15 protein-coding genes are annotated in these 17,467 nt (G+C 66.8%); 6 read left to right on the top strand and 9 right to left on the bottom strand.

What is annotated here, in order from left to right; translation table 11 throughout:
- On the top strand, positions 1-824 hold an 824-nt coding region (locus AC1DD3_RS21595; protein WP_476882490.1), incomplete at its 5' end, for a transketolase-like TK C-terminal-containing protein.
- 135 nt (positions 825-959) lie between these two features.
- On the opposite strand, the gene AC1DD3_RS21590 is transcribed toward AC1DD3_RS21595, so the two are convergent.
- Positions 960-1,157 carry a YegP family protein gene (locus AC1DD3_RS21590; RefSeq protein ID WP_230121245.1) on the bottom strand — a complete coding sequence of 66 codons (198 nt, stop codon included), beginning with the start codon at positions 1,155-1,157 and terminating at the stop codon, positions 960-962.
- 168 nt (positions 1,158-1,325) lie between these two features.
- Here AC1DD3_RS21590 and nboR point away from each other — a divergent pair, with 168 nt between their 5' ends.
- Entirely contained in the window at positions 1,326-1,949 is a 624-nt protein-coding gene (gene nboR, locus AC1DD3_RS21585) for a nicotine blue oxidoreductase (RefSeq protein ID WP_230121246.1), read from the top strand.
- 1 nt (position 1,950) lies between these two features.
- Here the strand turns inward: nboR and AC1DD3_RS21580 are convergent, their stop codons facing one another.
- From AC1DD3_RS21580 to AC1DD3_RS21550, 7 genes are all read right to left on the bottom strand, one after another.
- A complete protein-coding gene (locus tag AC1DD3_RS21580; RefSeq protein ID WP_476882489.1) occupies positions 1,951-2,598 on the bottom strand; it encodes a uracil-DNA glycosylase in 648 nt (215 codons plus the stop codon).
- A gap of 59 nt (positions 2,599-2,657) precedes the next feature.
- The gene (locus AC1DD3_RS21575; RefSeq protein WP_230121248.1) at positions 2,658-3,638 is read right to left on the bottom strand and encodes an aldo/keto reductase; all 981 of its coding nucleotides are present in this window, start codon (positions 3,636-3,638) and stop codon (positions 2,658-2,660) included.
- A gap of 58 nt (positions 3,639-3,696) precedes the next feature.
- Complete coding sequence (locus tag AC1DD3_RS21570) at positions 3,697-6,576, bottom strand: molybdopterin-dependent oxidoreductase (protein WP_476882488.1); 2,880 nt, start codon at positions 6,574-6,576, stop codon at positions 3,697-3,699.
- 2 nt (positions 6,577-6,578) lie between these two features.
- Positions 6,579-7,526, bottom strand: coding sequence for an FAD binding domain-containing protein (locus AC1DD3_RS21565; protein WP_230121250.1), 948 nt, complete (start codon positions 7,524-7,526; stop codon positions 6,579-6,581).
- Positions 7,517-8,734 carry an XdhC family protein gene (locus AC1DD3_RS21560; protein WP_230121251.1) on the bottom strand — a complete coding sequence of 406 codons (1,218 nt, stop codon included), beginning with the start codon at positions 8,732-8,734 and terminating at the stop codon, positions 7,517-7,519. Before AC1DD3_RS21560 ends, AC1DD3_RS21565 begins: the two co-directional genes overlap by 10 nt.
- Positions 8,735-8,895: 161 nt before the next feature.
- Positions 8,896-10,437, bottom strand: a complete 1,542-nt coding sequence (locus AC1DD3_RS21555; protein ID WP_230121258.1) for an NCS2 family permease — start codon at positions 10,435-10,437, stop codon at positions 8,896-8,898.
- 14 nt (positions 10,438-10,451) lie between these two features.
- On the bottom strand, positions 10,452-10,946 hold the full coding sequence (locus tag AC1DD3_RS21550) for a nucleoside deaminase (protein WP_230121252.1): 495 nt from the start codon (positions 10,944-10,946) through the stop codon (positions 10,452-10,454).
- 370 nt (positions 10,947-11,316) lie between these two features.
- On the opposite strand from AC1DD3_RS21550, the gene AC1DD3_RS21545 reads away from it, so the two are divergent.
- The gene (locus AC1DD3_RS21545) at positions 11,317-12,705 is read left to right on the top strand and encodes an 8-oxoguanine deaminase (protein ID WP_476882487.1); all 1,389 of its coding nucleotides are present in this window, start codon (positions 11,317-11,319) and stop codon (positions 12,703-12,705) included.
- A gap of 83 nt (positions 12,706-12,788) precedes the next feature.
- Positions 12,789-14,033, top strand: coding sequence for a non-homologous end-joining DNA ligase (ligD, locus tag AC1DD3_RS21540; protein ID WP_476882486.1), 1,245 nt, complete (start codon positions 12,789-12,791; stop codon positions 14,031-14,033).
- Positions 14,034-14,120: 87 nt separating this feature from the next.
- On the opposite strand, the gene AC1DD3_RS21535 is transcribed toward ligD, so the two are convergent.
- Positions 14,121-14,288: a hypothetical protein gene (locus AC1DD3_RS21535; RefSeq protein WP_230121255.1), complete on the bottom strand. Its 168-nt coding sequence runs from the start codon at positions 14,286-14,288 to the stop codon at positions 14,121-14,123.
- A gap of 373 nt (positions 14,289-14,661) precedes the next feature.
- Here AC1DD3_RS21535 and pucL point away from each other — a divergent pair, with 373 nt between their 5' ends.
- Together pucL and AC1DD3_RS21525 are read left to right on the top strand one after the other, a co-directional pair.
- Positions 14,662-15,570 (top strand): factor-independent urate hydroxylase, encoded by a 909-nt coding sequence (gene pucL / locus AC1DD3_RS21530; RefSeq protein WP_230121256.1) that lies wholly within the window; start codon positions 14,662-14,664, stop codon positions 15,568-15,570.
- Positions 15,571-15,775: 205 nt separating this feature from the next.
- Positions 15,776-17,278, top strand: a complete 1,503-nt coding sequence (locus tag AC1DD3_RS21525) for a nucleobase:cation symporter-2 family protein (RefSeq protein WP_230121257.1) — start codon at positions 15,776-15,778, stop codon at positions 17,276-17,278.
- The last annotated feature ends 189 nt before the right edge of the window (positions 17,279-17,467 follow it).

Genomic DNA, 17,467 nt, shown 5'->3' with positions numbered 1-17,467 from the left:
GGACCACCCTCACCGGCGAAGGCCTGCAGCACGCCGACGGCCACTCCCCGCTGCTCGCCTCCACCAACCCCGCCGTGGTCACCTACGACCCCGCCTACGGCTACGAAATGGGCCACATCGTCCGCGACGGCATCGAACGCATGTACGGCGAGCATCCCGACAACGGTCCGGCGGGTTCGGCCGCCGACCGCAACCTGATGTACTACATCACCGTCTACAACGAGCCCATCACCCAGCCAAGCGAACCCGAGAACCTCGACGTCAACGGTGTGCTGAAAGGCATCTACCGGGTGTCGGCGTCGGGCACTGAAGGTCCCAAGAGCCAGATCCTGGCCTCCGGCGTTTCCGTTCCGTGGGCGCTGGAAGCCCAGCGGATCCTGGCCGAGGACTGGGGCGTCTCCGCGGACGTCTGGTCGGTCACGTCCTGGAACGAACTGCGCCGCGACGGCATCGCCGCCGAGGAGGAAGCGTTCCTGAATCCGGGCGAACCGGCCCGGATCCCGTTTGTGGCACAGCAGCTCGCCGGCGCGGCCGGTCCTGTTGTCGCGGTGTCGGACTACATGAAGGCCGTTCCGGACCAGATCCGCCAGTTCCTGCCCCACCAGTTCGCTTCGCTCGGCGCCGACGGTTTCGGCTTCTCCGACACGCGCGCCGCAGCACGCCGCTTCTTCAAGAACGACACCCACTCCATCGTGGTGAAGACGCTGCAGCTGCTCTCTTCCCGGGGCGAGGTGGACGGCGGGGTCCCGGCCTACGCGATGGATCGCTACAAGCTGCTCGACGTCAACGCCGGCACCACGGGAGGAGCCGGCGGGGACGCCTGACTGTTGCTGGTTGAGCCTGTCGAAGCCGGATTCAACAGGCTCACCCGGCGGAGTTCCCGCTCTGCAATCAGACCGACGGCGGCCCCACCTCCTGGTGGGACCGCCGTCGGTCGTTTCTCGAAAGCATGCTCCGAATTATGTTGAGGTCAGGGACGGGCGCCGGTCCACGATGAACCCGGTCGCGGCGTTCTCCCGCACTGCAGTGATACCTGCGACCACTGCCTTGATGTTCGGAAAACTGGGTGAGACCGCAACTACGGTGCCATCCTCGGCCGTCAGCCGGAACCGGAATGAACCCTGGTCCGCGGTCACTATTTCGAATGTGCCTGCCATCTACGCTCCTTCTGGGCTGCGCCGTTGCAGCCGTCTGTGACCCCCAATTGCCAACACGACATCTACGAGGTTAGCGGCCATTCACTGGGTTAACTACCCCTACTAATCGGTAGTTTTCTCCTCGTAACGGGATGCCGTCCAGCAAATCAGTGTCCTAAGGTGAAGCACATGGAAGACTTCCCGCGCACGGCCACCACCGCGGTCCTCCTTGCCGCGGGGGCCGGCACCCGCTTGGGCCTCGGCCCTAAGGCGCTTCTGCCGTTCCGGGGCCGCACCCTCGTTGAGGTGCTGGCCGACGTCCTGCTCGACGGCGGCTGCCGCGAGGTGGTGGTTGTGCTCGGCGCCGGGGCCGAGTCGGTGCGCGAGAACACGGACCTCTCCCGGCACGCCGTGGTGGAGAACGCTGACTGGTCGACCGGCATGGGCAGTTCGTTCAGACTGGGTCTCTCCTTCGCCCGCGATGAGGATCATGTGCTGGTAGCCCTCGTTGACCAGCCCGGGCTGACCCCGGAAACCGTGGCGCGCCTGCTGTCGGCCCACCGGCCGGGGCACGTGACGGCCGCCGCCTACCCCGATGCTGCGGGCGAACTCCGGCGCGGTCACCCGTTGCTGCTCGACGCCTCGCTGCGCGCCGCGGCAGCGGAGTCGGCCACCGGCGACGCCGGCGCGCGGCATTTCCTCCAGGCCCGCCCCGATGTCATTGACCTGGTGGACTGCACCACCGGGACGGGAGGCAAGCGATCCGCAGGCGAAGACATCGACACTCCGGACCAGCTGCATCTTCTCGACTGAGCTAGTGAATAACGCCGTGCGCCAGAAGCTCTTTCAGGCCCAGCTTGAAACCGGCCCGCCCTCCGTGCGCGGGATGCCTGATTTTCGGCACCCGCAGGCCGCTTCGTTGAAGGCTGCGGTGAGCCACGTTGCCCACCGCCACCACCGACTGGATGGGAAACAGCTCGGTCAACGCTTGCCAAAACGGAGTCCCGATGGCAGTTTCAGTGAGCGTGGGCGTGCGGTTGGACAACGGCCGTCCCGGCGCATGCGGATGAAAGGGGTAGGCGCTCCACAGCAGGGGCAGGAAATCCAGCTCGGCCAACACCGCCCACAGCACAGTGGCCGTTGGTTCGGCTGCTACGCCTCCGGAATCCCCGGGCAACGCGTATCCTTTCCCCGGCCCGAACAGCCCGAAAGCGTTCGCCGGACCCTCGAGGATAGTGCGGTTGGTAAAGGGAATCCCGGTGACCTTCATGCCCCTGAAACCAGGGGCTTCTCCCACCAGCAGAACCTGCGGGCTGCGATCCCGCATCTCCTGCAAGAAGATCTCCAGGTTTTGCCGGCGCCGAGAGTTTTCGGGGATCGCATGATCGAAAAAGTTATGGCTCCCCGGACCGGTTTCCACGGCAGCCAAACTGTCAATGAAGGCGCGGATGGATGTGGTCATTCAGCACTTTGCTTCCCGACGGCGGCCACATGTTTCGGTTGCTGCCGGTCCGGCGCGAACTACCAGCGCGGGTGGATCGACTCGCGGAAGTAGTGGTCGTAGATCCAGCGGACGCCCTCGTTGAATTCCTCGTTCACCGAAATCCCGGCCGCTCCGGCATTGGAGCGGGCCTGCTCCACATTTCGCGCCCCCGGAATAACCGACGTGACGCCGTCCTGTGCAGCGATCCACGCGATGGCCGCCTGCGCGGTGCTTGCACCCTCCGGCACCAGGTTCTCGAACTCGGCCACGGCCTTGAGCCCCAGCTCGAAATCGACGCCCGAGAAAGTCTCGCCGACGTCGAACGCGTCGCCGCCGCGGTTGTAGTTTCGGTGGTCATTCTCGGCGAAGGAAGTGTCCTTGGTGTACTTTCCGGAGAGCAACCCGGAAGCCAGCGGCACACGCGCGATGATCCCGACACCGGCCTTCTTTGCTGCGGGGAGCACCTCGTCCAGGGGCTTAAGCCGGAAGGCGTTGAGGATGATCTGGACGGACGCGGTGCCGTCGTGACGCAGCGCTTCGAGGGCTTCGTCCGTGCGCTCCACGCTGACGCCGTAGTTCCGGATGGCGCCCTCTGAGACGAGGGTATCCAGGGCGTCGTAGACCTCGGCGTTGCTGTAGACAGCGGTGGGCGGGCAGTGCAGCTGGACGAGATCAAGGGAGTCGGTCCGCAGGTTGCGGCGTGAGCGGTCCACCCACTCGCGGAAGTTGGCGAGATTGTAGTTCTCCGGACGCTGCTCCACCCGGCGGCCCATCTTCGTGGCCACGGTAATGTCCAACCCCTGGTTGTCCGCCAGGAAAGCGCCGATGGCCTGCTCGCTGCGGCCGTCACCGTAGACGTCCGCCGTGTCGAAGAACGTCACGCCCGCCTCCGCCGAGGCGGCCAGCACTGCCTGTGCCTGGGCCGGATCCACGTTGCCCCAGTCCGCGCCGAGCTGCCACGTGCCGAGTCCGACGACGGAGACGTTCCGTCCGGTTTTGCCTAAAGTGCGCTGTTCCATCCCCCGACTATATGACGGGAACCCAACGCGGGGTCATTTAGCGCCCCTTCGGCGGGGCTCATTGGGCGCTAAGTGACCCCGCGTTGCTTTTGGAGGACGTGACGAGGCCGGCTTCCTTCAGGCCCAGGTAGATCTTGTCCCGGGCAATCGGGAGTTCGGCAAACCGGAGGCCCGTGGCGTGGCGGACGGCATTGGCCAGGGCCGGCGCCACCGGATTGAACGGGCTTTCACTCATCGACTTCGCCCCGAGCGGGCCCAGTTTGTCGTTGGTCTCGGCGAAGTACACCTCGCTGCGCGGCACGTCCGCGAAGGACGGGATGTGGTACTGCCGGAGGATGTCCGTGGTAACCCGGCCGCCGTCGTCCACCCGGACCTCCTCATACAGCGCGGCGCCCAGCGCCTGCGCGATCCCGCCCTCGATCTGGCCGCGGCACTGCCGGGGGTTTACCACCACGCCGGCGTCCGCCGCCTGGACGCTCTGCAGGATCCGCAGCTCCCCCGTCCCCTTATTTACTGCCACACGGAATCCGTGGACGTTGAACGCGACCGACCGGGGAGTGCCGCCCCAGCGCCCCTCCGCGGCAATTTCGACGCCGGCCTCCGCGGCTTCGCGGGCGAGTTCCGTCAGCGGCACCCTGGTCCCCTCGCAGACCACGGCATCGCCGTCGAGTACACAGCCCGATGACTGGATCTGGTGCATACCGGCGGCGAAGGCCCGGATCCGAACGGCCAGCTCCTCGGCCGCGGCCAGCGTCGCCTTGCCTGCCACCACGGTGCCGGCCGAGCCGAAGGCGCCGGTATCGTGCTCGATCAGGTCTGTGTCCGACTGCCGGACGGCGACGCGCGCCGCCGTGGTGGACAGGGCGGTGGCCGCGAGCTGGGCGTGGACGGTAGTGGTGCCGTTGCCGAATTCGGCGGTCCCGACGTCGGCCGCGTACGTTCCGTCGGGAAGGAGCCGGAGCTTCGCATGGGCAAAGTGTCCGCGCGGCGGAACGGTGTCGATCATGGACAGCGCCGTTCCTTCGCCGGTGACCCAGTCCGGCCCCAGGTCATCGAGCCCTGCGGCCCGGTACCGTTCGCGGCCCCGGTCCAGGGCGTCCCGGACGAGTCGCGTGCACTGGTCCAGCCCGTAGCTGCCGTAGTGGACGTCCTCCTCCGGTTCGGCGTGGGTGGAGAGCATGTCGTCGCCCTCCCGGACCATGTTGCGGCGGCGGAATTCCAGGGGATCCATGCCGATTCCGGTGGCCAGCTCGTCAATCCCGGACTCGATCGCAAAGATCATCTGGCTCAGCCCGTACCCCCGGAAGGCGCCGGAGGGAACGGTGTTGGTGTACGCCGCCTGCGCATCCACCTTCTTGTTGGCGCACTTGTAGACGCCCAGGGACTCGCCGCACCCGTGGAACATGACGCCCGGCGCGTGGTTTCCGTAGGCGCCGGTGTTCGTGAGGACCTCAAGCTGCAGCGCCGTGAGCCGGCCGTCGCTGCTGGCACCGGCTTTGAGTTTGACGGTGAACGGGTGCCTGGTGGTGCTGGCCGTGAACTGCTCGGTCCGGGTGAACTCCAGCTGCACCGGCCGCTTCAGTTTCAGGGCCGCGAGCGCCACGATGTCCTCGGTGAGGACTTCCTGCTTGCCGCCGAATCCGCCGCCCACCCTGCCGGACACCACGTGGATGCGTTCCTCCGGCAGCCCGAACAGGCGGCAAAGCGTGCGCCTGACCAGGAACGGGACCTGGCTGGACGTGCGGATGTGCAGCCGGCCGGCGTCGTCAACCGAGGCGATGGAGGAGTGTGTTTCAAGGGCCACGTGCTGAACCCGCTGGGTCCGGTACGTCTGCTCGTGGATGAAGTCGGACGCCGCGAAACCGTCCTCCACGCTGCCGAGTTCGGAGTGCAGTTCGGCCACGATGTTCTGCTCCGGCCGCGCAATCCGTGCCGTGGCGCCGTCCTTGTCGCCGTGGATGGCCGGCGCCCCGGGCAGAATGGCTTCCTGGGGCGTGAACACTGCGGGCAGGGGCTGGTACTTCACGTCCAGCGCGCGCACTCCCGCTTCCGCTGCCCTCACCGATTCGGCCACGACGGCGGCAACCCGCTGGCCGCGGAACCGCACCACGTCGTCCAGCAGCCGGGTGTCATCGGGGTCGTCGGTGTAGAGCTCGTGCTGGGCCGTGGAGAACAGCTGGGCCGGCGCGTCCGCAGACGTGAGGACGGCCACCACTCCGGGAATTTCCAGGGCGGCGCTTTTGTCGACCGAGAGCACCCGGGCGTGCGCGTGCGGCGAGCGCAGCAGCTTCAGGTGCAGGAGTCCGGGCAGTTCCCCGGCCGGGACGTCCAGCGTGTAGCGGGCCTGCCCTGTGACTACCGCGCGGCTGGCGGGGGCCGGTACGTCATCGCCCAACTGCCCGGGCCGGGGCTCCGGCTGGCCTTCACCGGCGATGCCCGAGCCCGGACCCTCCGAATCCGGATGCCCCTCGTGGCCGCAGACGGCGTCGCCGATGGCCCGGTAACCGGTACAGCGGCACAGGTTCCCCTTGAGGTTCCGCGGCAGGTTGCCCCGCTGCGCGTCATCGAAGGTTGCAGCCGTCATAATCATGCCGGCAGTGCAAAATCCGCACTGGAAACCCTGCCGGTCCAGGAACTGCTGCTGCATCGGGTGAAGGGTGCCGGCTGACGTTCCACCGGCAGACGTTCCACCGGCAGTCGTTCCGCCGGCAGTCGCCAGCCCCTCGATGGTGGTGACCGCATGGCCTTCGGCGCGCACGGCCGGGTAGATGCAGCTGTGCACGGGTATGCCGTCCACATGGACTGTGCACGCTCCGCAGTCGCCGCCGTCGCAGCCCTTCTTGACGCCCAGGTTTCCTTGTTCTCGCAGGAAGGTGCGAAGGCACTGGCCCGGGCGGGGCTGGGATTCCGTGGCCACTCCGTTAATTTCGATCGTCATGTTCAGGCCCCTTTCTGCCCGCTGGACATCCACGCATTGCCGGCAGAAACCGGCCGCGGCGGCCAGAAATCGCCGGATACCGCCCGGGGCAGTGTGCCTTCCGGAGCGGCAAGCTCGTCGCGGATCTCTTCGGCCAGCCGGTACGTCATGTCGCGCCGCCAGGCGGGCAACCCATGGATATCGTCGTGGTAAAGGTCCTCCGGAATGGCTTCGTCCAGCGCTTCCCTGAGTTCGGAAGCGTCCGGCGCCGGGAGGAACCGCAGCTGCACCGGGCGCTGGGTCGCTGCGGTGACGGTCAGCGTCAGCTGCCCACCGCCGTCGAGCGTCCCGACCAGCAGGACCCCGGACCTCCCCAGGTTACTCAGGGACAGGCGGCGGAACGCCGCCCGTGAGGACAGGGCCGACGCCGGGAGGCGGATGCTGCGGAGGAGCTCGCCGGGTGCCAGGGCGTTCTGCCCGTCGCCGGTGACGAAGTCGGCCACCGGCAGCTCCCTGCTGGAGCAGCCTGGGCCGAGGATGGTGACCGTGCCGTCAAGCCCGGCGCACAGCGAGATCATGGGGCCGGCGGGCAGCGACGTGCACAGGTTGCCGCCCACGGTGGACATGTTCCACACCTTGAAGGACGCCACGAAGGAGTCGCAGCAGGGGCGGACGAGGTCCAGGGCGGGCCAGTCCGTTGCCGGGCCGCGGTTCGCCAGTACTGGCGACTCCGGCAGCGCATAGAGCTCGGCCACGGTGCATGTTGCGGCCAGCTCGATCCCGTCCCCGGTCACCGTGACGGCGGGCCAGCCGGCCGAGCCGAGGTCCAGCAGCCTCCGGAGCGGTTCGGGGCCGAAGGCGTAGCTGCCGTAGGAGAACAGGACCGTGCCGCCGGCGAGCCAGGCGTCGCCGTCGCGCCATTCGGCCGGGTCCGTCGTGCGGAGGACGGCCTCTATGGTGTTCATGTCCACGGGGTCTCCTGGCTTTCTTCGTTGGCGTGGTGGATGGGGCCGCTTCCGTCCCTGAGCGGAGCGCAGGCTGCGGCTGCGTTCCGGGCGGCGATCAGCTCGGCCGTGATGGACACGGCCACCTCGGCCGGCGTGACGGCTCCGAGGTCCAGGCCGATGGGCGAATGCAGCCTGGCAAGGCCTTCCGGTGGAACGCCGGCGGCCAGCAGCGCGTCGATGCGCTGGCGGTGGCTGCGGCGCGAGCCCATGGCCCCGACGAAGGCCACGTCCAGGCCGAGGGCCGCTTCCAGCAGCGGGATGTCGAACTTGGGATCGTGGGTGAGGACGCAGATGGCGGTGCGGGCGTCGATCCGGGTTGCGGCGGCCTCTGCCGCCAGGTACCGGTGGGGCCAGTCCGTGACCACCTCATCAGCGGTCTCGAAACGGGCCTGGCCTGCGAACGCCGGCCGCGCATCAATGAGCGTCACGCTGTAACCGAGGAGCTTGGCCGCCGGCACCAGCGCCGCGCCGAAGTCGTTGGCGCCGAACACCAGCATGCGCGGAGGCGGCGTACGGCTTTCGACCAGCAGGGTCACGGGCTCGGGCTGGATCCCGCCGGATTCCTCCACCACGTCGGCGCGCCCGACGCAGCCGCCGGCCGGGGCGAGCCTGACCAGGCCGGTACGTCCGCCGCGCAGCAGGGGTTCCAGCTGTGCTGCGGCCGCCGCCATGGCCTCGCCGGCCGGGCTGCGGAGTCCGAGGAGGGCGGCCAGCTCGGCTGACTGCGCCGCCTTGAATGCCTCAGGGTCCGGGATGACGACGGCGCCGCTCCCGTTCAGGTCAACCCTGCGGATGAGTGCCACCGGGGTTTCCGGCAGCCGCCGCAGCAGCTGGCCGATGGAGGGTCCGGCAAACGCCCCGAACGGCTCGATGTGGACCTGAAGCTCACCGCCGCAGGTGAGTCCGACGGCGAACGCGTCCTCGGCGCTGTAGCCGAAAAGCTCCAGCCGGGTGCCGCCGTCGCGCATTGCCTCCAGCGCCGCCTCGACAACGGCCCCCTCGACGCAGCCGCCCGAAAGGCTGCCAAGGACGTCACCTGCTGCGGACACCATCATGGATGTGCCCATGGGCCGCGGCACCGAGCCGCTCGTGCCCACCACGGTGGCAACGGCACACCGCTGTCCGGAGGCCACGGGGTGCCAGCCGGCGAGGGAAGACATCAGATCCAGCATGGCTGCACTCCCTTTTCATGTGCGGCGATAGTGTCCATATTCTCGTTCCTATCATTGGCCGGGGGAAGCGCGGCTGCGGCGCCGGCGACGATTTGATTGCAGTTTGGTGGACCGGGACAGGCCCCATCTGCCTGTCCCGGTCCGGTCTGGGAGGCCGCGGGCTACGCCCCGAGCAGTGCGCTGACAGGTCCGCGGGCGAAGTAGACCAGGAAGCCGGCGGTCACCACCCACATGAGCGGGTGGATCTTCTTCGCCTTGCCGGATGCCGCTCCGATCACGGCCCAGGACACGAAGCCCACGCCGATCCCGTTGGCAATCGAGTAGGTCAGCGGCATGGTGACGATGGTCAGGAAGGCCGGGAGTGCCACCGCGAACCTGGTGAACTTGATTTCGCGGATCTGGGCCATCATCATGGCGCCGACCACCACGAGTGCGGCGGCGGCGACTTCCAGCGGCACCACGCTGGTCAGTGGCGTGAGGAACATGGAGCCCAGGAACAGCGCGCCCGTGACCACCGAGGCCAGTCCGGTGCGGGCACCTTCCCCGATGCCCGCCGCGGAGTCGATGTACACCGTGTTGGAGGACCCCGAGGTGGCGCCTCCCGCCACTGCCCCGAAGCCTTCCACGATGAAGGCCGACTTCAGTCGCGGGAACGTGCCGTCCTTGTGCGCCACTCCGGCGCTCTTGGCGAGCCCGGTCATGGTGCCCATGGCGTCGAAGAAGTTGGTGAAGACCAGGGTGAACACGAGCATGGTGGCGGCGAGCCCGCCGATCCGGCCGAAGGCTCCGAACAGGTCGAAGTGTCCCACCAGGCCCAGGTCCGGCGCAGAGACCAGCTGCCCCGAGAGCACCGGGGTGTTCAGGTGCCAGCCACCGGGGTTCTCCGGTGTGCCCGGGCCGATGTGGAAGACGGCTTCGACGACGGCGGCCAGCACGGTGGTGGCCACGATCCCGATCAGCAGCCCACCCTGGACCTTCCTCGCCACGAGGATGCCCATGGCCAGCAGGCCCACGATGAACACGAGGGTGGGGACGGACGTGATGGAGCCGTTCTCACCGAGCTGGACTGGCGGCCCGCCGGCGGTGGCGCGGACGAAGCCCGAGTCCACGAAGCCGATGAACGCGATGAAGAGTCCGATCCCCACGGTGATCGCGGCCTTGAGTTCCTTGGGGACGGCCCGGAAGATGGCCGTCCGTGCCCCGGTGACGCCGAACAGGACGATCAGGATGCCGTTGATGACCACCAGGCCCATGGCCTCGGGCCAGGTGACTTCGTGAATGACGGCAACGGCGAGGAAGGAGTTGATGCCCAGCCCGGCCGCCAGTCCGAAAGGCAGGTTGGCGATGAGGCCGAACAGGATGGTCATCACGCCGGCGGTGAGGCCCGTGACCGCACCAACCTGGGCCGCGGACAGCCAGCCGCCGGCAACGTCGGTGGGGGCATTGTCCGCGCTGAATCCGCCGAGGATCAGCGGGTTCAGGATCACGATGTACGCCATGGTGAAGAACGTGACCAGGCCGCCGCGGAGTTCACGCGCGAGGGTTGAGCCGCGCTTGGTGATGTGGAAGAAACGGTCAAGGAAAGCGTCTGACGCCGGCGGCCGGGCTTGTGTGTCCGGGCGGGTCTGCTTGGGCTGCTTGGCCTTCTTGACTGCCGGGGCGGCCGTCTCGGGTCCGTCGGGGGTCTGCTCCAGGAGTGTCATGGGAACCACAGGCCCTAGTAGTCGATCCTGGAATCGAGCGTGTTCCAGGTGGTGAACGGCTCGAGGATCGCGGGCGCCTTCGGGTCTGCGAACCCCAGCTTGGACACCGGCATGAGGTCATCCCGGTCGGCGTTGTCGAAGTACTCGTAGAAGACGGCGTCGTCGAATCCCACGGACGCGGCGTCGTGCCGGTCTGCGGCAAACACCACCCGGTCAATGCGTGCCCAGAGGGCCGAAGCCAGGCACATGGGGCAGGGCTCGCAGCTGCTGTAGAGGGTGGCTCCGCGGAGGTCGAACGTGCCCAGCTCGCTGCAGGCCCGGCGGATTGCCGTGACCTCTGCGTGGGCGGTGGGATCGTTGGTGGCAGTGACGCGGTTGACGCCGTCGAACGCCTGGCCGTCCGCGGTGACGATGACCGCGCCGAACGGCCCTCCGCTGTTCAGGACGTTTGACGTTGCAAGTTGGACGGACCTGGCCAGAAATTGTTCGGCCGTGACGGTGGTACTCATGATGCGCTCCCTTTGGGTGGAAGCCGGTACCCCGTGACGGGATTGAACACCAGTTGCGACGGATACCAGGCTTCAGCATGTGCTTTGAAGGTTTAGTTGCGCCTGGTAGATAGCTTCCCGGTCTCCGGGTGCCCGCCTTTGGCAAGATCGAGATTAGCACCGGAGTGTGGCGTGCGCCATAGTTTCTGGAAAGTTGATTTCGTGATGTGAAATTCAGGTTTCCGCACTGTCACAATCCGCGGCCGTTGACGGCGGCCGGGGCCGCCCTTACGCTGGTGCCGACCCGGCTCCGCAGGCGCCGGCCCCTGGATCAGCAGACAGGACGCACTGAGCTGGAACGTATCGGCACGCTCAGACTAGGAACCCGCACATGACCCAGGCACCTTCCGCACCCCGCGCTTCTGCACCCACGGATTCCCGGCTGTGGATCCGGAATCCGCTCGCAGCATTCACCGCCAACAGCTATGACGCCTCGGGCGGCGTTGTGGTCTCCGGGGGCAGGATCGTGGAGGTGCTTGCCGCCGGGCAACAACCTTCCGCGCCCTGCACGGAGACCTTCGACGCCGGCAGCCACGTGCTGCTGCCGGGCCTGATCAACACCCACCACCACTTCTATCAAACGCTCACCCGCGCCTGGGGTCCCGTGGCCAGTGCCCCGCTCTTCCCGTGGCTGCAGAATCTCTACCCGGTGTGGGCCCGCCTCACGCCGCGAGACCTCGAGCTGGCCGCCACGGTAGCCCTCGCGGAACTCCTGCTGTCGGGCTGCACCACCGCGGCGGACCACCATTACCTGTTTCCGGCAGGCATGGAAGATGCCATCGATATCGAAGTCCAGGCGGTCCGCTGGCTGGGAATGCGCGCCACTCTGACGCGCGGCTCCATGACTTTGGGGCAGAACGACGGCGGGCTGCCGCCACAGTCGACGGTGCAGGCACCGGAGGTGATCCTCGCTGACAGCGAACGGCTGATCGGGCAGTACCACCAGCGCGGCGACGGCGCCGTGATCCAGATTGCGCTGGCCCCGTGTTCGCCGTTTTCCGTGACCAAGGAGATCATGGCCGAGAGCGCACTGATGGCCCAGCGGCTGGACGTCCGGCTGCACACACACCTCGCCGAGACCCTGGACGAGGAGGACTTCTGCCGGGAGATGTTCGGTCTCCGCACCGTGGACTACCTCGACAGCGTGGGGTGGCTGACGGACCGGACATGGCTGGGACACGGCATCCATTTCAGTGATGCCGAGATCGCCCGGCTGGGCGCCGCGGGCACCGGCGTCGCGCATTGCCCCACGTCCAACATGAGGCTGGCCTCGGGCGCCGCGCGCGTCCTGGAACTCGAGGCGGCGGGCGTTCCCGTGGGACTGGGAGTGGACGGATCGGCGTCGAACGATGCGTCCAACATGATCCTCGAGGCGAGGCAGGCGCTGTACCTGCAGCGGCTCCGCTACGGGGCGCAGGTCCCCGTTGAGCGGGCACTGGGCTGGGCAACCCGCGGCTCTGCAGCTGTACTGGGTCGGCCCGATCTCGGCCAGCTGGCTCCGGGGATGCAGGCGGACCTGGCCCTCTTCAAGCTCGATGACCTGAAGTTCTCCGGCAGCCACGACCCCATTGCGGCCCTGCTGCTGTGCGCTGCGGACCGCGCGGACCGCGTGATGGTGGCCGGGCAGTGGCGCGTGGTGGACGGACAGATTCCCGGACTGGACATCGCCGGGCTCATCGCGGAGCACTCGGCCGCGGCCCGGAGGCTCGTCGCGGGCTAGGAGCTTACCCCGTTTCGGTTGCTGCTTTCGCTTGCCGTGCAGCTGGTCTGGCTGCGACATCCGATCGTTGCTAGCGTGGCGGCATGAGCCCGTCGAAGACCCCGGCCGAGATCCTCACCATTGGCGGCACCGAGGTTCGCATCTCGAGTCCGGACAAGGTGGTGTTCCCTGAGCCGGGGCTGACGAAGCTCGACCTGGTGCTCTACTACCTCGCCGTCGCGGACGGTGCGCTGCGCGGCGCGGGGGGCCGGCCAATGGTGCTCAAGCGCTTCCCGAAGGGCATCGACGCTGAGCCGTTCTTTCAGAAGCGCGTGCCCGAAAACCACCCCGACTTCATCGACACGACGACGCTGCACTACGCGTCGGGGACATCGGCTGAGGAGGCCGTCATCCGGGATGCTGCAGGTTTGGCGTGGGTCGTGAATCTTGGATGCCTCGACCTCAACCCGCATCCCGTGCGCGCAGAGGACCTCGAACACCCCGACGAGCTCCGCGTGGACCTCGATCCGATGCCGGGAGTCGATTGGTCCCAGATCGTCGACGTCGCCTATGTCGCGCGGGAGGTGCTCGACGACGTTGGGCTCGTGGGGTGGCCAAAGACGAGCGGGTCGCGCGGACTCCACATCCTGGTGCGCATCGCGCCGCATTGGTCCTACCGCGACGTGCGGCTCGCCGCCGAAACCCTCGCCCGGGAGGTCGAAAACCGCGCTCCCGGCCTCGCTACCGCGCGGTGGTGGAAGGAGGAGCGCGGCGAGAGCGTGTTCGTCGACTTCAACCAGAACGCAAAGGACCGCACGGTGGCATCCGCGTACTCCATCAGGGCCCTACCGGATGCCCGGGTCTCGACGCCGCTCACATGGGATGAGGTCCGCTCCACCCGGCCGGAACAGTTCACGGTGCGCACGGTGCCCGAGCGGTTCGCAGAGATGGGCGACCCTCACGCCGGCATCGACGACGCGGTCGGCACACTCGACGGGCTCCTCGCCTTGGCTACCGAACTCGGCCCCGCCGAGAAGGCGCCGCGCGGCGGCGACGGCTCCGGGCGCCGGCAGTCGGTGATGCCGCTCATCGAGGTGGCCCGCACCAGGACCAAGCCCGAGACGCTCGCGGCGCTGGACGAGTGGAGGACCCGGCATGCGGACATCGTCCCGGCACTGCACCCCGCCGATGTGCTCGTCGACGGAATGCGCGGATCGAGCTCGCTCTGGTACAGGGTGCGGGTGAACCTGCAGCACGTGCCCGAAGCGGAGCGACCGCCGCAGGAGGAGCTCATCGCCGACTACGACCCCTGGGCCGGCAAGGAGTGGCCGGGGCGCCCGGTGTCCTGACACCGGCGCTGCGCACCCGGCTGAGATCGCCCTCGCGATGCAAGCGCGCAGAGTCCGGCGCCGGTTGGGGCAGTAGCTTTACGGACGTTACCGGCCGAAAACCGGGAGCGCGCGCAGCCAGCGGGAGAATCCGCGGCCGGTTCGGTCGCAGTCGGCCGGGATATAGAAGTCAGGATCTGTGGCGCCGAACGGCAGGTACAGCTCCTGGCCGGGTGCCGGAAAGTCGGCGACGTTGTTCTTATCCTGAGGGTCCATCTGTTCCTCCTCGTTCCTTCGTTCTATTTTCCGCTATTCGGAAAATGTTTATTGATATGTGGAAATTCTAGTGTTGAGCCCGTCGGCGGTCAAGACCCTTGGCCAGCGCCACGCGGGACCAGGGGCACGCGTGCGGTCACAATCGGATTTTTCAATTAGTGATGTACACCACCGGGAAGCTCGGCTACGCTTTAAGTCAACTCGTGGCGTAGGTCACGTAACCTGGGAGCAGCAGGCAGGGTCGTAATGAGCTGGCGTCATTGGATGCCGGCTCTTTTTTGTTGGGTCGGCTCCATCAGAAACGCGTGTGTAACACGCGCTTAATTTCAATGATGGAACCTAGGTTCCACATCACGGAAGTTGGGAACAGACCATGAGCAGCAAAATCATCCTCGGCCAGAACCAGTACGGCAAGGCCGAAGTCCGGGTCGTCAAGATCACCCGGGAGACCGACCGCCACGAGATCGAAGACCTGAACGTCACCTCGCAGCTCCGCGGGGACTTCTCCGCGGCCCACCTCGAAGGCGACAACAGCCACGTCGTGGCCACGGACACGCAGAAGAACACCATCTACGCGTTTGCCCGCGAAGGCGTCGGCTCACCGGAGGCGTTCCTGCTGCGGCTGGGCGAGCACTTCACCTCCAGCTTCGACTGGGTCACCGGCGGACGCTGGGAAGCCGAGTCCTACAGCTGGAACCGGATCCAGGCCCACGGTGCGGAGCACGACCACTCGTTCGTGCGCAACGGCCAGGAAGTCCGCACCGCCGTCCTGGTGAAGGACGGCGCGGCAACGCACCTCATCTCGGGCCTCAAGGACCTCACGGTCTTGAAGTCCACCCAGTCCGGATTCGTGGGCTACCCGAAGGACAAATACACCACCCTTCCGGAGACTACCGACCGCATCCTCGCCACGGACGTCTCCGCCCGCTGGCGGTTCAAGCCAGGCACTGACTTCAGCACCCTGGACTTCAACAAGAGCTACGAAGACGTCAAGAGCCTCCTGCTGGAGGGCTTCACGGAAAAGTACTCGCACGCCCTGCAGCAGACCCTGTTCGACATGGGCGCCAAGGTCCTGGAGGCGCACGGCGAGATCGAAGAAATCAAGTTCTCGATGCCCAACAAGCACCATTTCCTCGTGGACCTTTCGCCGTTCGGCCTCGACAACCCCAACGAGGTCTTCTTCGCCGCGGACCGGCCCTACGGCCTGATCGAGGCCACCGTCCAGCGCGACGACGCAGCATCCGCCGAGATCGCCTGGTCCGGCATCGCCGGATTCTGCTAACCCTCCCCGTTTCAGGGGTGCCGCGCCCGGAGTCTCTGTTCCCACACGGACCAGCGCTCCGGACGCGGACACCCCGCCGGCCCGAAACACCACCGGGCCAATCCGCAGCCGGCCAGATCACGGGCCCGCCCACCCTAGTTCCACACTGTTAGCCAGACACCGTTAGCCAGACAAAGACGTCTGCCATGAACCAAGAAAGTCTGCCATGAACACCAAGAAGAATTCCGCCGCTGCAGTTACCGGCAACGACCGCAAGCGGTCGGACCGCCCCGAAGACCAGCGCATGCCCATTGCAAGCACCTTCGCCTACGGTTTCCAGCACGTCCTCACCATGTACGGCGGCATCATCGCGCCTCCGCTGATCATCGGCGCAGCCGCCGGCATGTCCTCGCAGGACATCGGGCTGCTCATTGCCGCCTGCCTCTTCGTCGGCGGCCTCGCCACGATTCTCCAGACTGTCGGCATCCGTTTCTTTGGATCCCAGCTCCCGCTGGTTCAGGGTGTCTCCTTTGCAGGCGTCTCCACCATGGTGGCCATCGTCCACGGCGGCGGGGGCATCCAGGCAGTCTTTGGCTCGGTCATCGCCGCCTCGCTGATCGGCCTGCTGATCACGCCGCTGTTTTCAAAGATCATCCGCTTCTTCCCGCCAGTGGTGACGGGGACGGTCATCACCACCATCGGCCTGACCCTGATGCCGGTGGCGGCCAACTGGGCCATGGGCGGCAACAGCAAGGCGCCGAACTACGGCAGCATGGCCAACATCGGACTGGCTGCAGCCACCATGGCGATCGTCCTGCTTCTGAGCAAGGTGGGCAACGCTGCGATCTCGCGGCTGTCCATCCTTCTGGCGATGGTCCTCGGCACGGTCATCGCCTTTGTCTTTGGCATGGCTGATTTCTCCAAGGTGGGCCAGGGCGAGATCGTCGCCTTCCCCACCCCGTTTGCCTTCGGTCCGCCCACGTTTGAGATCGCCGCAATCATCTCCATGTTGATCGTCATCCTGGTGACACTGACAGAAACCTCCGCCGACATCATCGCCGTTGGCGAGATCGTGGGCACCAAGGTTGATTCCAAGCGGATCGGCGACGGCCTGCGGGCGGACATGCTCTCCAGCGCCATCTCCCCGCTCTTCAATTCCTTCACCCAGAGCGCCTTTGCCCAAAACGTGGGACTCGTTGCAATCACGGGCGTCAAGAGCCGCTTCGTGGTCAGCGCCGGCGGCCTGATCCTCGTGATCCTCGGCCTGCTGCCGGTGCTTGGCCGGGTGGTCGCGGCGGTGCCGACCCCCGTCCTGGGCGGTGCCGGCGTCGTACTCTTTGGAACCGTTGCCGCAAGCGGCATCCGCACGCTTTCCAAGGTGGAATACCGGAACAACATGAACCTGATCATCGTGGCGGCATCCATCGGCTTCGGCATGATCCCGATTGCCGCCCCGGCGTTCTACGACAAGTTCCCGTCCTGGTTCGGCACCATTTTCCACTCGGGCATCAGCTCAGCCGCGGTCATGGCGATCCTGCTCAACCTGCTGTTCAACCACCTCAAGGCGGGCAACTCGGAGAACCAGTCGGTGTTTGTGGCCGGCACCGGGCGCGTGGTCCGGGAGGAAGACCTGGAATGTCTGGCTGACGGCGACCGCTTCGAGGGCGGGAAGCTGATCGACTGCGACGGAAAGGAAGTCACGGTCCATTCGTCGAAATCCGACCACTGACCTGCTAAGCGCGAACGAACACTTGGGGCCCCTACCCTCCGTCTTGGGTTCTAGCGGTCGTTGCAACACCCCGACTTTTGGGAGTTGCAACGACCGTGGTTCGTTTAAGCGGTGATTCATCAGGATCCGGGTGGTACTCGCAGGATCAGAAGGATGCATTTTTCGCGGTGTTTGACCGCTTGGGGAGTA

This window comes from Arthrobacter sp. 05T444, assembly GCF_056395905.1.
This window is presented reverse-complemented; position numbering and strand designations above follow the sequence as displayed.